2 protein-coding genes are annotated in these 1,216 nt (G+C 57.9%); both read left to right on the top strand.

Features of this window, described 5'->3' with window-relative positions:
* Positions 1–506: carbohydrate-binding protein (locus MHX52_RS10310; protein ID WP_239318098.1), on the top strand; the 506-nt coding region annotated here is incomplete at its 5' end.
* Between the two features lie 103 nt (positions 507–609).
* The gene (locus MHX52_RS10460) at positions 610–1,119 is read left to right on the top strand and encodes an NUMOD4 motif-containing HNH endonuclease (protein WP_370642253.1); all 510 of its coding nucleotides are present in this window, start codon (positions 610–612) and stop codon (positions 1,117–1,119) included.
* The last annotated feature ends 97 nt before the right edge of the window (positions 1,120–1,216 follow it).

Genomic DNA, 1,216 nt, shown 5'->3' with positions numbered 1-1,216 from the left:
CGCGTGAGGCGAAGGAAGAGATCGTCGCGGAGGTGGCGGAGAGGCTGGCGGAGAAGGACGTGAAGCTGAAGCCGCCCGCGAAGGCGGATACTAAGGTGCGCCCGTGGAAGGCGTGGCACCCGCTGGATACGGCAACTCATTTCTACTACGGCGACCTGGCCACCCACGGCGGTAAAACATGGCGTGACGTGCTAGACGGAACGCGCACGCAGCTAAACGTGTGGGAGCCAGGTAGCGCCGGGATTGACGAGCGTTACTGGGTGGAGGTTACGGAAGGCAAGACCGAGCCGGAGACAGACGCGGAGCCGGGCGAGCCTACGGAGGATAACCCCGCCGACGAAACGGAACCAGCCACCCCGAAGGTGGACGAGTGGAAGCCAGACATCAATGTGAATCCAGGTGAACGTTACGCCTTCCAAGGGGACATATACGAAGTAATTCAGGCACATACGAGCGCGGCTCACTGGCCGCCGAATGCCGTCCCCGCGCTGTACAAAAAGGTGTAAAACCCCAGCTCACATGGTATAATCGGCCAGGTAAGCGACCCCCGCAGGTGCGGGAACACCAACGGGGGACTAACCACAATGTCACTGTCAAGGAGTGAACATCATGGCTGCACCCCAGCCTACCCATACCCAACCCGAAATCTGGAAACCGATCCCCGGATACGAGGGGGTATACGAGGCAAGCGACCACGGACGAGTGCGGAGCGTCGACCGCGTAATTCCCTACGTCGACGGCAGAATGCGCCACCAACCGGGCAAGCCGAAGAAGTTGTCCAACGACGGGCGAGGCTACCTCACGGTGTCCTTGCAAAATAGGACAAGATTCGTCCATCAACTTGTATTGGAAGCGTTTGTGGGGACAAGGGGGGCGGGAGAGCAGGTAAGGCACCTTGACAACAATCCAATGAATAACCGCCTCGAAAATCTCGCGTGGGGAACAGCGTCCGAGAACATTCTGGATCAGGTAAAAGCGGGGACGCATAACAACGCCCGTAAGACACATTGCCTTCGAGGGCATGAATTCACACCCGAGAACACGATCAAGAATGGGCCGAACGGGAGAGGTTGTCGAACGTGCAACAAAATTCGATGGGACCTGACCCCCGTTAGGTAGACACCTGATATCCAGCCCAGTTGGGTTGGGAAGAAAGGTAATCTACCACCATGCCTAGGTACTCCGAACAGTTCAAACGTGATGCTGTGGCCCTCTA

Origin of the sequence: Corynebacterium sp. ACRQJ (assembly GCF_022346045.1) — a bacterium.
In the GTDB taxonomy this organism is placed as follows: domain Bacteria; phylum Actinomycetota; class Actinomycetes; order Mycobacteriales; family Mycobacteriaceae; genus Corynebacterium; species Corynebacterium evansiae.
This window is presented reverse-complemented; position numbering and strand designations above follow the sequence as displayed.

Bases quoted from the DNA above. Each gene is read 5' to 3' on its own strand.
- MHX52_RS10460 (WP_370642253.1), top strand. From the start codon at position 610: ATGGCTGCACCCCAGCCTACCCATACCCAACCCGAAATCTGGAAACCG.